The sequence below is a fragment of the Acidobacteriota bacterium genome (genome assembly GCA_033549365.1).
Taxonomy (GTDB): Bacteria; Acidobacteriota; Aminicenantia; order Aminicenantales; family Saccharicenantaceae; genus JAWSUF01.
On sequence record JAWSUF010000010.1, the window covers coordinates 62,412 to 75,959 of the forward strand.

Below are 13,548 nucleotides of genomic sequence, written 5' to 3' on the forward strand. Positions count from 1 at the left end.
CGGGTTATTTTTTGGCCCGTTCCAGGTATGAGTTGTCGCGGGTGTCGACGCGGATGCGGTCGCCGGTTTTGATGAACGGCGGCACCTGGATGGTGATCCCCGTCTCCAGCTCGGCCGGCTTGTACATGGCCGACTGCGTGGCGCCCTTGATCGTTGGCTCGGTGTTGACGACCTCGAGTTCGACCGCGGTGGGCAGGCTGACGCCGACGGGCCGGCCTTCGAAACGCTCGACCTTGATGACGATATTGGGCGTCAGGAAGTTGACGCCATCGCCGATCGTCTCGCGGTCGAGCTTGATCTGCTCGTAGTTCTCCAGATTCATGAAAATGTAGCCGTCGTTCTCCTTGTAGAGAAACTCCATCTCGATTTCCTCGAGATAAGCCGGTTCGACCCGGTCCTCCGAGCGGAAGCGGTATTCCATCTGGGACATGTCCCGGATGTTCCGAAGCTTGGTCTGGACCTTGGCCTTGAGGCGGCCGGGCGTAATGTGCGAGACTTCCATGACGCGGTAGAGCTCTTTGTCCATGATGATGAGCATGCCTTTGCGGATTTGCGTCGCGTTGATCATGCGTCCTCCTGCATTATCCGTGAGGCGGGCGGTTCCCGCCGGACTCCTTCGTCGATACGGACGACGACGGCCTCCGCGCCCGTACGGCGGACCGCCTCGGCTACAACCTCGGCCCGTCCCGGCGCGTAGGCGAACATGCAGCCGCCGCCGCCCGAGCCGTTGATTTTCGCACCCAGGGCGCCCGAGGCCAGCGCCGCGTCGATCATTCCGTCGATCCGGGGCGTGGAGATGCCGAGGCCGTCCCTCAGGATATCCTGCTGGCGGGTCAGGAGCGCGCCGAAGCGGACGGCGTCGAATGTGTCCTCCATAAAAAGACGGGTGCCGTCTTCCGTGAGATCCCGATTGAGCAGCGCGGCCTTTAAGAGACGGGCGGCATCCGAATCCAGACGGGAGATGACCGCCTCGACGTCATCCGTCAGCGCCGAACGGAGAGAGAAGCCGGGGATGTGTCCTCCGACCTCGGTCTCACCCCGCCGGACTCCCGATTTGATTCGGGCCAGCATGCCCGTCGTATCTTTCTTTTCGAGCGAATTCCCCAGAACAAACTCCCCCGGAGGAGTCGGGAGCGGGGCGATGGTCATCGGTTCAACGAAATGCATCCGAAGAACCCCGCCCAGGGCTGACGCATAGTGGTCCATGCGGCCGCCGGGTTCGCCGAATTCGGCCACTTCGGACAGATAGGCCAGTTCGGCGACGGTTGCGGGATCACCGGCCCTCGCATCGCTTGCGGCCTCCAGGAGAAACCGGACCCAGGCCACGACGAGCGCCGAGGAACTCGATGTTCCGGCATTGATGGGGATGCTCCCGTGGACATGGAGATCCCAACCGCGGGGCGACACGGCGCCCGAACGCCGAAGGACATTGGCCGCGCTCCTCAAATAATCCCGGTCTTTGAGATAGGGAACCTCCCGCCCGAGAGAGAAGGCATCGGTCTCGCCGGTATCGGGAAGATCGAAAGACGCCGCAAGGTCTTCGCGCCGCCTTCCGCGGATGACGATTCTCCGGTCGATCGCGGCGGCAATGACGGCCAGGCCGAGGTAGTCCTGATGTTCCCCGAACAGGCAGATGCGTCCGGGTGCGGAAACGGTCAGGCTTTCGACGGTCATGTTCTTATTTGTAATCATTCTGCGATCGGCCTGTCAATGGAGAGGAAGGGCTTCAGAAAACCTGCCGGAAGACACTGACGTTCCCGGCCGCATCCCGAACCCTGACGACGATCATGTTGTCGGCGCCCGGCGGCAGCTTGACGGTGAACTTGAAGGCCTCGCGGCGCGAATCGGAGATGCCGTCGACCGGAAAAACCACCCGCCAGGCGTCCGGGCGGATCTGGTAGCGCACGTCTTCAATATGTGAGAAGGCGTCCTGAGCTTCGAAGGAGACCTCCAGACCATCCCGATTTCGGGCGGCCTTGAAATTGACGATCTCAGGCGCGGTGTTGTCGATGACGAAGGCCCGGCTGATGCGTTCTCCGGCAAGTTCGGTTCCCGGGGGATTGGAGGGAGCGTCCGAAGCTTCGACCTTGAAATGGTAGATGCCGTCGGGAAAGGACATGGTATCGAACGTATAAAGGCTCTCCGTCCACGCGTTCTGAATTTTTCTCCAGGCGGTCTCCCCATCCTTTCTCATAAACAGGCGATAAATCAGGGAATCGTCGTTTTCATCAGAGGCTGTCCAGACCACCGTTTGGAAACCTTTCCGGTCGGCTTTCTTGGTCATGGCAAAACCCCGGGACGGCGTCCCGGAGACGGGAGGTCCGGGCAAATGGGGCTCGACGCCGTGAATGACCTCGTCCTGATCGCCGAGCTTGATGAACACCTCGTGCGGCGGAAGGATCTCCAGGCTTCGGACCACCGGAGCGATGTTCGTCTGGAGATAAAACAGGCGGATCCTGTTCAGCGCCGGGGAAACATTTCCGGATGTCGATTTGAAAAGGACGCGATACTGGAGATAGCGGCCCCGGGGGCTCAGAATCGGCTCATCTTTTTTCTGGTAGGGAGGCGACCAGTCGCTCCAGGCCGCGTTGGGTTCAAGGGTGTTTCCGCTCCGTGTCTGGACCTGGAGAGTCGTGCCCGAGGGCACGTCGGCATCCCATTCCACCCGGCCCCACGAGGACACCGTGCCGGAATCCAGGACCGATCCCATGTATTCGCCGGCGGCGCCCTGGGCGGAATGCATAAGATCCAGAGAACAGGGATTGTTGGCCAGAATATAGGTCCGCGGTCCGTCGGGAATCAGAAGATAGATCTGTTCCGAGGACTTCTGGTGCCAGAGCGATGCCCGGCCGTCCCCATCCAAAGCATAAATCCGGCCCTGGGGACCCGTTCCGAAGAGAACGGTTCCGTCCTCTCTCAATATCAGGGAATAGACCATCTCGTCTTCGGAATTCCAAAGGCTTCGGGCCACGCCGTCCGGAGCGATGCGGAAGACGGCGCCGCCTTCCCCGGTCCGAGCGGGCGGTCCGGACGGAGTTTCCGGAGAAGCGGAAACGCTGATGGACACCGAAACGGCGCCGCCTGAAACAGCCGGCGGAACCGGCGGAGAAATGGCCGGGGCATCCTCTTTTCGAATTTTCGAGCGCGTTCCCGCGGCCGCCGCATAGATCCGTCCCTGACCGTCGACGGCCAGGGAGCGGATTTCCTCGAAGGGGGATTCGTAGACGACCGAACTTCGTCCGTCGGCCGCAACCCGATAGACAACGCCGCCGCCCCCGCTCCCGGCCAGCAACCCTCCGGCCTTGCCCGAGCTCAAAAGACACAGGACATGGTTTTCATCCGACCTCATCAGGATCTTGCCCTGTCCCTCGGGAGTGATTTCATAGATTCCGCCCCTCTCCCCCACCGCGGCCAGGAGAGACCCGGACTCCCTGAACATCAGATCCCAGATGTATTTTTCACCGGGATTGAAAAATTCCTGCCCCTGGCCTTTCGCCGTGATCTTGTAGATTTTTCCGTTGGGCGACGTGGCCGCGAAAACCACACCTTTCCCGTCGCGGGCCAGGCTCGTGACATTCATCTCGGCCGTCTGGAAATAGAGCTCGGCCTCACCGTTCTTCCCGATTCGGTAAACTTTTCCGCCGTGGCCCGTTCCGAGAAACAGGCCGCCGTCCGCGGCTGTCAGAAAGGACAGGTAAAATTCCTCGGCCGGCGCGGCCAAGTTTTCGATCCGGGGCGCCAGCGCGATCCGCCCCTCAGGGGAAACGGAGACGCCGTCGAATTTCCCTTTCAGGAAATCCGGCATGGACCGGAATTCCCAAAAGCGGGGCGTGACGGCAAAAAGGGTCAGGCAGGCCAGGGCCGCCCATGACAATCCCATCACAAGACGTCTTTTCATGGTGGGTCTCCTAACGGCGGATTTGAACGGGAATGACGGCCGATCCACGAACCACATAGGGGACCGGGAGCTGGTACTCGTTGAGAGTGGACCGGCTGAGATCGGTCGCCGACGAGGCCGCGGCGCGCGGCGATGCGAACATCGTCTTCAATGTCGGCGGCAGGTTGGGCATTTCCTCGCCTTTGAGAAACAGTCCGGGCTTGGCAGCCGTGATCTTGAAATAAATGCGGTTGTTTTTCCGGAGGTTGCTCAGGATGCGAACGAGCTGATCCAGACTGCGGGGGACGAATTCCTGGGTCCGGTACTGGCTGCGTTCCACACTCTGCATCGCGGCGGAATCGCCGACAATCAGATGGAACTGTGAACCGGCCGGAAGAATGGGGGCCTGGACCTGGACCTCTTCGACGCGGCTTTCCCGGCCGTGCGCCCGGTAATGCACCTGGATGCCGATCCTCTCGCCCGGGGAGACTTCATACTTGTCGAGAAGAACCTTCTCGATCTGGCAAAAGCGCGCCTCCTGGGTGGAGCGGATGTTGATGTCCACCCGGAAAATGCCGACATCCTGGAACTCGTTGTTGGAAAGAAAATAGACCACCGCGGCCATAAGGCCCGAAAGGTTGGTCACGGCAGCATTGTAGTTTCCTGAAAAGAGATCCTCGATCTTGACGCTGCCTCCCCGGTCAAGGAAGATTTCGCCGTCGAACTCCAGAGCCAGATCGCCGTGGTTCCGCTCTTCGCCCGTCAGCAGGGAGTAAAGGGCCATATTGAGCAGGGCCGGAGTCAGAATTCTGTCGCGGATCATTTTCAGTTTGAATTCCCGGCGGGACGTCGGCGACCTCTGCAGGCTGATGTTGACGGGAATGAGCCGGGGCATGCGCCCGATTTCTCCGACGGCCCCCGCGGCGCTGTCCTGAGAGAAGGAACCGAGAACCTCTCCGCTCGTCGCCAGCTTGAAGGATGTTTGAAGGCTGGGCACCACGGCCAGGACGCCGGCCCGGGTCATGGCCAAATCAACGGGACCGAGGTTATACAACGGATGGCCGAAGGCCAGGACGCGGGATCCGTCGACATGGGTCACCGTTCCGACAGCGGAGACATCGAGATCACCGCCGATGAGCTGGATGCCGACGGCATCGCCCGGTCTGAGAGCCGGCGCGGAAGGCAGCTTGGCCGACGGAACGGGGATTTGTCCCCCGCCTCCCATCAAGGGGTGAAATCCGGCGGCGGCGAAAAAGCCGCGGGCCTTCTCGAAACCCTGCGGAGAAAACCCGCTGACGACAAGCGGCAGGTGAAGAGGCGCCATCCCGCGTCCGTCCGGTTCGACCGGCGGAACCGGCGCAAGGGGAGGCGCCGTGGACAGGTAGGCGGCGGCCAGGTCTTCCAAGGTCATGGACGGAATTGTCGTCATCGACCGGGCCGGCGCAGAACTTGCAGCCCCGGATGTTGCGGAGTCCATGGCCATCATTTCCTCGATGGGGGTGATACCGGCCAGGGGAGTTTTGGAAAAAGCAAAGCTGTAGGCGACCGCACCCACAATCCGGCCGTCGATATAGACGGGACTGCCGCTCATGCCGCTGATGACGCCGGTCGTTTCCAGGCCGTTTCCGCTCAATCGGGCCATGATCATGTTTTTCCGGGGCTGAACATTTCTCATGACGCCGAGGATTTCGACATCGAATTCTTCGATGCGTTCACCCTGAAAAACCGTCCGTCCCTTGCCCGTCATCCCGGGCTGGATCTGCGAGAGAGGCATGATCTCGGCAACGGCCGCCGCGGGGGCGGACAACCCGGCCAGAAGCAGAATCCAGGCCCACGCCCGCCGGGAAACCCAACCGACGTTCAATCCGTTCATGCGTCCTCCTCGCGGTTCCGGCGGTCCGGACGAATCGTTCAACCCGGCTTCGCGCCGTCCCTGTCCGTTGACCGCGGTGATGTCTTGACATAAAATGCCGCCCGTGAACATCCTCATCACGGGCGCGACCGGATTCATCGGCGGCCATCTCGTCGAAACGCTGGCCGCGAAACCCGGGGTCAGAGTCCACGCGCTCGTCCGGGATCCGAAAAAGGCCCCCCACCTTCAAGAGATCCCGGGAATCTGTTTTCACCGGGGCGATATTCTCGATCCGCCGCCCCTTCCCCCGGATCTGGACGGCGTGTTTCACCTGGCCGGACTGACAAAAGCCTTGAAAACAGAAGATTATTATACCGTAAACCGAAAAGGAACGGCAAGACTGTTCACCGCCCTGGCCGGCCTCCCGGCCCGTCCCCGGATCGTCCTCTTGAGCAGCTTGGCCGCCGGAGGCCCGTCGTTGCCGGATGGATCGCCCCGGAAAGAAAGCGATCCGCCGAAGCCCGTCTCCCCCTATGGAAAAAGCAAGCTCGAATCCGAAGAGGTGGCCCTCGACCACGCCTCGATGTTCCCTCTGGCCATTCTTCGCGTCGGGGCCGTTTACGGCCCCCGGGACGAGGACTTCCTGAAATATTTCCGAATCGTCAACCGGGGGATCATTCCTTGCTACGGCCGACGGGCGAGGCTTCTCAGCCTCTGTCTGGTCGACGATCTTGTGACCGCACTTGATCTCGCCTTTCAAACGGATCTCCCCAGCGGAGAGATCTTTAATATCGCGTCTCCCGATCCGGTGACCTGGGATGAAATCGGAGAAACGGCTTCCCGCATCCTGGGCCGGACCTGCCGTCATCTCCGACTGCCCCGGGCCGGCGTTCACCTGGCCGCCGCACTGAGCGAGGCGCTCTCCCGAATCACCGGACGCAGGGATGCACTCAATCGCAGCAAGATCCGCGACATGAGCCAACCGGGGTGGGTCGCCGACGTTTCCAAGGCGGAGCGCCTTCTTGGTTTCAGAACCGCCTGGAGCCTGCAAGCCGGTCTTGAGAAAACCCTCCGCTGGTACCGGAAAAACAACCTCCTTTAACGCGGGCCGCGTTCTATTTTTTTCTCGGCGCAGGCGAGGTGGTGACAAACGGGATGGAAAACTTCGAAGCCGTTTTCAGAAACCAGCCTTCGGTCGTCGAAAGCGCAAAGTAACGGATCCGCCCTTCAAGAACATGGCTTCCCCTGCGGGCGGCGGGCAGAACCCGGAAGGGGATTTCAATCGGCACCGAAATGACCAGGTAGCGCACGTCCTCATCTTCCCTGACTTCCATTTCGAGGTCCGAGGCCGTGAAAAATGTCTTGGGAAACGCGATTTCGGGAACGGAGGTGAATTCAATGATGAAGTAGGGCTGGGGAATGATGAGGATATCCGGAGGGATGCTCAATTTCAAAACGACGCGGCCTTCCTGTTCGGGAGCCAGCCGCCGGGGACGGATGGATCCCTCCACTTTCAGGAGATCATCGCCGCCGAGAGGGATCGACAGGGCGAAAGCGAAAAAAACAGCGGCCAAGGCACGGGCCGACGGAAGAGAGAGAAGCGTCTTCATTTCAAGATAAGGATATCCCTGGAAATTCCGCCCGTCAAGACGACCTCACTTTTTTTCTTTCCTTTTTATTCTTTCTTTCATATAATTTCCGGCATGAGTCTCCACACCGTCATCACCGGAACCGGCCGTTATGTCCCTTCCCGGGTCGTCACCAACGCCGATCTCGAAAAACGCATGGACACCTCGGACGAATGGATCCGCCAGAGAAGCGGCATCGTCGAACGCCGCCATGCCGATCCAGGAACGGGGTCCTCGGAGCTGGCCGTTGAAGCCGCGCGGCGGGCCATGGCCTCGGCGGAAGTCGATCCCCGGGAGATCGATTTCATCGTAGCCGCAACGCTTTCTCCCGATCACTATTTCCCCGGCATCGGTGTCCAGGTCCAGTCCGGACTCGGACTGGATTCGATCGGGGCGCTCGACGTCCGGAACCAATGCAGCGGATTCATTTACGCCCTGTCGGCCGCCGATCAATACATCCGGGCCGGAACCTACAAAAAAATCCTTCTCGTGGCCTCCGAAGTTCAGTCCTCGAATCTGGATTATTCCGACGACGGCCGCGACATGGCCGTCCTCTTCGGCGACGGCGCCGGCGCCGTGATCCTCGAACCGGGCGGGCCGGAAGACGGCGCCCTTTTGCTTTCGACGCACCTCTACTCGGACGGCCGGTTCGTCCGGGATCTCTGGATGGAAAAACCGAGCCCGCGGGACAACCCCACCTTCCAGGTCGAATTCTTCGACGAAAAGAGATTTTTTCCAAAAATGGACGGTAAAAACGTTTTCAAGAACGCCTCTCAGCGCATGCCCGAGGCGGTTCGGGCCGCCCTCGACCGCAATGGGTTGACCGTGGAAGATGTCGACATTCTCATTCCCCATCAGGCCAATGACCGGATTTCGCAAATGGTCGCCCGGAATCTCGGGATCCCCGTCGAAAAAGTCATTCGCAACATCGACCGCTACGGAAACACAACCTCGGCCTCCATTCCCATTGCTCTCGACGAAGCGATCGAGACGGGCCGGATCCGGAAAGGCCATCTGGTCGCCCTGACGGCCTTCGGATCGGGCTTCACCTGGGCCTCGGCCCTCATCCGTTGGTAGGCAAAATGAGGATGAGGTTGCGCGGGACAACGGTTCTATGCTAGGATTTTTCAGGAAATCGACGATATTGGACAGGAGGAGCCAATGAAGAAAATGATGATCTTTCTGACGATGCTGGCCGTATGCGCTTTCGGCTGGAACACGCTATCGGCCCAACAGACGGCCGAGGACGGCAAGTTCAAGAAATTCCTGGATAACTACTTTGATGCCTATTTCAAGTTTTTCCCGACGTCCGGGACCCTGGCCGGCTACTACAAGTACAATGATACGCTCGAGGATTTCAGCAGCCGCGCGGTCGACAGGTTCCATGATGCGCTGGACGGCTTCAATCAGGAAATCGTGGCCAAGATCGACAAGACCAAGCTCTCTCCCGAAGGCCAGATCGATTATGACATCATGGTGACAGCCCTCGAGAGGGTTTACATCGATTTCGAAAACCTCCTGCCCTGGGAATACAACCCCCTGTATTACAACGCGATTTTCATCAACAGCGTCCACAGCGTTTTGACCGGAGACTTCGCGCCCCTGGATGCCCGCGTCAAGAGCGCCGCGGAACGATGCAAACAGATTCCGAATCTGGTCCGGCGGGCCAAAGACAATTTGAAAACACCGGCCCAGATCTACACCGAGACCGCCATCGAGCAAATGCCTGCGATTCTCGCCTTCTTCCGGGACGAAGCCCCCGCACTGGCCCAAGGCGCCGCCGGTTCCGCCGCCTTCACCGTGGAGCAGGCCAAGGCCGTCGCGGCTCTCGAAGATTACCTGAACTTTCTCAAGACCGAAGTCCTCCCCCGTTCGACCGGAAATTTCCGCTGGGCGGAGGCCCACACCCGCCTGATGCGTCTCCTGGTCCAGGGCAACCTGACCCAGGACGAACTTGTGGCCCGGTCCCGCGCCGACTTCAACAACATCCGCCGGGAAATGCTGCTTGTGGCCATCTCTTTCCATAAGATCATGTATCCCGAAATCGACATCGAACGGCTGCAGAAGCCTGAAGAGGAAATGAGGGACTACATCATCCAGAATGTGTTCAACAAGATCCAGACCGAACACGCCCCCCGGGACGGATTCATCGCCGCAATCCAAAAGGCGGCCGACGGCGTCCGGCAGTTCCTTACGGAAAAGAATCTCGTCGAGCTTCCGGCCGACACGCTGGCCATCGAGACCATGCCGGCCTATTTCCGGGGCATCGCCATGAATCGGTTGATCCTTCCCGGGCCTTTCCAGGCCGCCGGTTCCTCCACGTTCCAGATTGCTCCCATTCCGGAAGGCTGGAGCGCCGAAAAGGCCGAAGCCTTCCTCCGGGAATATAACGATTTCTTCATCGATTTCTTCACCGTGCAGAGAGTCTTCCCCGGAATGTTCGTTCCCGCCATTGTCAACTTCAAGACCGGCTCTCTCGTTCGCAAAGCCGCCCCCAATCAGGCCCTTCTAAGGGGCTGGCCCGTGTACATCGAAGAAATGCTCGTGACCAACGGGTATAAGGATTTCGATCTGCGGGTCCGCCTGAACCAGCTCAAGCTCATGCTCAAGAACGTCATCGACTTCCAGATGGAACTCAATATCCATCAGGGCGAAATGACCAAGGAGCAGGTCGTCACTTATATGACCCGCCGGGGATTCCAGACTGAAGCGGAAGCCGAAAACAAGTGGAATCACATCCTCCTCAACCCGGGAGATGCGGCTCTGGCCTATATCGGTTTTCAGGAAATCCTCGACCTTGAGAAGGATTACAAAGCCGTCAAGGGCGCCGATTTCGAAGCCCGGGACTTCCTCAAGGCCCTTCTCAACCACGGCGCGGTGCCGTTGAGAACTCTGAAAATGAAACTCACCCAATAACGGGAGGGAACGACGACAAAGATATGCCCAAGCCCGGAGGGTGGCCGCCCTCCGGGCTTTTTTTTTCTCCCGGAACGGGCATGACAGGTTGAAACACATGATCGATCCCGAGGAAATCCCCGACGCATCCGGCCTGGTGGATTCCCACGCCCACCTCGACATGGAAGAATTCGATACCGACAGGGATGACGTCATCCGGCGGGCCTTTCAGGCCGGTCTCCGGGCCATTCTCTGCCCTGCGGATCTGATTCACCCGGAAAGCCTGGAGAAAGTTTTGAGCATGGCCCGAAATCATGCCGTTGTCGCCGCGGCGGGTGTCCATCCCCATCAGGCCTCGTCATTCCGAGACGCCCATGAGCGGCAAATCGAAGATCTTGCCCAAAACGGCGCGATCCGGGCCGTCGGCGAAATCGGGCTGGATTTTCACTACAACCTGTCTCCTCCGGAAGTCCAGACCGCCGTGTTCCGCAGACAGTTGGCGCTGGCCCAAAGGCTCGGTCTCCCCGCCGTCATCCACAGCCGCAACTCGGGCGATGCGCTCCGTGAAGCCGTCGAAGCCGAAGGCTTTTCGCGCGGCGGGATTCTTCATTGTTTTACCGAGGATCCGGGCGTCGCGGAGGACATGATCGCCCGGGGTTTCCTCATTTCTTTTTCCGGAATCCTGACCTTTCCCGGCGCCTCGGCTTTGCGCGAGACGGCCGCTCGAATCCCCGCCGACCGCCTTCTGGTCGAAACGGACGCCCCCTATCTGACGCCGGCGCCTTTCCGCAAACGGGTCCGGAGAAACGAGCCGGTTTTTGCGGCCGTGACGGCTGAAGTTCTGGCCGGGGTCAAGAACCTGACGCCGGCCGAAACGGCCGAAATCACAACGGAGAATTTTTTTCGCTTGTTTCCGTTTGAAAAACCCTCGGGCCGATGATAAGATGCGGCCGTGATTGAGACCGAAGTCAAGCTGGCCGTCGCCGATCTCCGGCAGATCCGGGGGAAGCTTCTTGCCGCGGGGGCCGTCCTGGAAAGGGAGCGTCTTTTCGAAGAGAACATCCTCTATGATTCTCCGGAGGGACATCTCAAGGAGGCCGGCGCGGCCCTGAGGTTGAGAACGGTCGGGAAAAAAACCCGGATGACATTCAAGGGACCGCTTCAAAAGGCCCGCTCGTTCAAAGTGAGGGAAGAGTACGAAACCGGCCTCCACGATCGCGGGCAGATGAGAAAAATCCTGAAATCCCTGGGATTCCGCCCCGTCATCCGTTACGCCAAACATCGGACGGCTTTCCGCAAGGGACGCCTGAAAATCTGTCTGGACGAAACCGCGGCGGGGATTTTCCTGGAACTCGAGGGCCGGCGGCATGAGATCGTCCGCTTCGCCCGAGCCTTGGGCTACTCCCGAAAAGATTTCATCACCCTCGATTATATCCGTCTGCTTGGTCTGGACCGCCGATCGGAATAAGATTCGGGCGGCGGACAGGGATTAGTCGTCTTCGTCGGAGTCCTCGGAATCGGCGGCCGGGTCCTCCTCGGGATGTTCATCCTCTACGTCGTCGTCTCCGGCCCCCGCGACAACGTGGTCGTCGGCATCGCCGTCGCCGATATCGTCGGGAATTCCATCTTCACCCAAAACGCGGTCTTCCGGCTCGCGGGAATCATCGGCGGTCAGGGGAAGGATCTCATATTCCACAAGGTTTTCCATGATTTCGGCCTGGGCGATCCGGACGGCATTCCGGGATTTCAATTCGATCTTGGGCTTGGCGCCTTTCAGAATCTGTTTGGCCCGTTTCGAAGCCAGGATGATAAATCGGAATTTGCTGTCGACATTTCCAAAGGTCTCCACAGAACAATGTCTCCTTGAGTCGTCATTTACGGATTTCCGGTAAAATATCAGAAATCCGGGAAAAATGCAATGTCCCGTCGGGAATGCCGCCAGCAAACCGGAAAACCGGAGTTAATAATCCAATGCAATATCGTCGTCGGTTCCAAACACGCCGTCGAAACCGGCCGAGATCAGTCGAAAGCCGTCCTCGGAGGTTTTTTCGTACCGAACCCGCTTTCCCCAGCCGTCGAGAAGGCCGGATCCGGGACGCATGCCGCGCTCGAAAGCGGCCAAGTTGCGTGGCAGATCGCCCTGCGACGCCGCATAGGCCGCAATCTGTTGGGCAAGAGCCGACAGGTTGGCCCGCGTCAAATCTTCGCGGGACCTGTCGAAGGCTCCGATCTCGGCCTCGATGCCGCTTTCAGTCCCCGTTTTGGCAAACCAGATGAAATAGACAACAACAACACCCAGGACCAGCAGGGCCAGAAATCCGCGCATTTTCACGACCGTCTCCTTTCCCGTTCCATGTCCCGAACATGTTCCGCGATGCGGCCGGCCACGGCTCGGACCACGGCATCCGGTACGCCGTCCGGGTGAACGGACTGAAGTCTCATATCGCAGGATTCGTTGACATAGTCCACGACGACATAGCGGCCCTCGAGGTCCCGGGCGATCTCCGTCGAGAAAAAACCGACACGGCAGATTCCGGCGATTTTTTGAACTACGGCAAAGAGCGGCATGAGGTCGTAGGTCTCGATATCCTCCGGAGTCAGTTCCGCATAGAGCAACGTGACGTCATTCCACCAGGCGGCCAGAAATCTGCCCAGAACGTGGTAGCCCCGAAACCAAAACCGCTTTCCGTCCCGCTCCTCGGGCTCAATGCATTCCTGGATCAGGTACTTGTCGTTGGGATAGGTCCGGCGGGCCTTACGGACATCATCAGGCGTCCGCGCCCCGCGGATCACGCCGATGCTCCCTCCGGTCGTATTGGCCGGCTTGATATAAAACGGCGCTCTTAGCGGCTCCATGTCCTCCGGGTCGATCTCGATATCCGGGACGGAACGATGATCGGGAAGGATCACCGTGTGAGGCGTCCGGACCCCCCGGCTGATGAATTCGAGGTGCATGGTCGCCTTGTCCGAAGCCCAGCGAAGCCTGTTCAGAGAATCGATGACCTTGCGGCCGCACCCCAACATCCTGTTCTGGAGCGGAACGAACTCGGGAGACGTGGCCGCCGCCCGGTCGAAAAGCACACGGAAGTCGATCTTTCCGGCATCCCATTCGGCCAGGGCGGCATCGAGATTTCCCGGGTGAACGACATATGTGGTCAGTCCGTGGGCCCGGGCGGACGCTTCGATGAGCCGGACAAAATCCCAATCGTATTCCCAATCGAGGGACACGGCGAGATCATAGACGATTCGAGGGTGCACGGTTCATCATTATACAGATATCCTCGATTCGGAAAAAC

At 59.7% G+C, this 13,548-nt stretch carries 13 protein-coding genes; 5 read left to right on the forward strand and 8 right to left on the reverse strand.

Translation table 11 applies throughout. The features are described from left to right. Nucleotides 1-4: 4 nt before the first annotated feature. From efp to SCM96_12625, 4 genes are read right to left on the reverse strand one after another with little or no spacing between them, the layout of a single operon-like run. Complete coding sequence (efp, locus tag SCM96_12610) at nucleotides 5-568, reverse strand: elongation factor P (protein MDW7761460.1); 564 nt, start codon at nucleotides 566-568, stop codon at nucleotides 5-7. Beyond that, complete coding sequence (locus SCM96_12615) at nucleotides 565-1,674, reverse strand: galactokinase family protein (GenBank protein MDW7761461.1); 1,110 nt, start codon at nucleotides 1,672-1,674, stop codon at nucleotides 565-567. Before SCM96_12615 ends, efp begins: the two co-directional genes overlap by 4 nt. Before the next feature lie 52 nt (nucleotides 1,675-1,726). Continuing rightward, nucleotides 1,727-3,898, reverse strand: coding sequence for a hypothetical protein (locus SCM96_12620; GenBank protein MDW7761462.1), 2,172 nt, complete (start codon nucleotides 3,896-3,898; stop codon nucleotides 1,727-1,729). Between the two features lie 10 nt (nucleotides 3,899-3,908). Then, nucleotides 3,909-5,750 (reverse strand): SpoIVB peptidase S55 domain-containing protein, encoded by a 1,842-nt coding sequence (locus SCM96_12625; protein ID MDW7761463.1) that lies wholly within the window; start codon nucleotides 5,748-5,750, stop codon nucleotides 3,909-3,911. Between the two features lie 103 nt (nucleotides 5,751-5,853). On the opposite strand from SCM96_12625, the gene SCM96_12630 reads away from it, so the two are divergent. Next, entirely contained in the window at nucleotides 5,854-6,831 is a 978-nt protein-coding gene (locus tag SCM96_12630) for an NAD(P)-dependent oxidoreductase (protein ID MDW7761464.1), read from the forward strand. Nucleotides 6,832-6,844: 13 nt separating this feature from the next. Here the strand turns inward: SCM96_12630 and SCM96_12635 are convergent, their stop codons facing one another. Continuing rightward, nucleotides 6,845-7,339, reverse strand: a complete 495-nt coding sequence (locus SCM96_12635) for a hypothetical protein (GenBank protein MDW7761465.1) — start codon at nucleotides 7,337-7,339, stop codon at nucleotides 6,845-6,847. Between the two features lie 93 nt (nucleotides 7,340-7,432). Here SCM96_12635 and SCM96_12640 point away from each other — a divergent pair, with 93 nt between their 5' ends. The 4 genes from SCM96_12640 (at nucleotide 7,433) to cyaB (ending at nucleotide 11,720) form a co-directional block, all read left to right on the forward strand. Then, complete coding sequence (locus SCM96_12640) at nucleotides 7,433-8,434, forward strand: beta-ketoacyl-ACP synthase III (GenBank protein ID MDW7761466.1); 1,002 nt, start codon at nucleotides 7,433-7,435, stop codon at nucleotides 8,432-8,434. A gap of 84 nt (nucleotides 8,435-8,518) precedes the next feature. Further along, nucleotides 8,519-10,273, forward strand: a complete 1,755-nt coding sequence (locus SCM96_12645) for a DUF885 domain-containing protein (protein ID MDW7761467.1) — start codon at nucleotides 8,519-8,521, stop codon at nucleotides 10,271-10,273. A 97-nt stretch (nucleotides 10,274-10,370) separates the two neighbouring features. Continuing rightward, nucleotides 10,371-11,192 (forward strand): TatD family hydrolase, encoded by an 822-nt coding sequence (locus tag SCM96_12650; protein MDW7761468.1) that lies wholly within the window; start codon nucleotides 10,371-10,373, stop codon nucleotides 11,190-11,192. Between the two features lie 12 nt (nucleotides 11,193-11,204). Next, nucleotides 11,205-11,720 carry a class IV adenylate cyclase gene (cyaB, locus tag SCM96_12655; protein MDW7761469.1) on the forward strand — a complete coding sequence of 172 codons (516 nt, stop codon included), beginning with the start codon at nucleotides 11,205-11,207 and terminating at the stop codon, nucleotides 11,718-11,720. A 21-nt stretch (nucleotides 11,721-11,741) separates the two neighbouring features. Here cyaB and SCM96_12660 read toward each other — a convergent pair whose 3' ends face one another. The 3 genes from SCM96_12660 to SCM96_12670 form a co-directional block, all read right to left on the reverse strand. Then, nucleotides 11,742-12,101: a DNA-directed RNA polymerase subunit omega gene (locus tag SCM96_12660; protein ID MDW7761470.1), complete on the reverse strand. Its 360-nt coding sequence runs from the start codon at nucleotides 12,099-12,101 to the stop codon at nucleotides 11,742-11,744. A 111-nt stretch (nucleotides 12,102-12,212) separates the two neighbouring features. Further along, nucleotides 12,213-12,584 (reverse strand): hypothetical protein, encoded by a 372-nt coding sequence (locus SCM96_12665; protein MDW7761471.1) that lies wholly within the window; start codon nucleotides 12,582-12,584, stop codon nucleotides 12,213-12,215. Beyond that, entirely contained in the window at nucleotides 12,581-13,510 is a 930-nt protein-coding gene (locus tag SCM96_12670) for a hypothetical protein (GenBank protein ID MDW7761472.1), read from the reverse strand. Before SCM96_12670 ends, SCM96_12665 begins: the two co-directional genes overlap by 4 nt. Nucleotides 13,511-13,548: the final 38 nt, after the last annotated feature.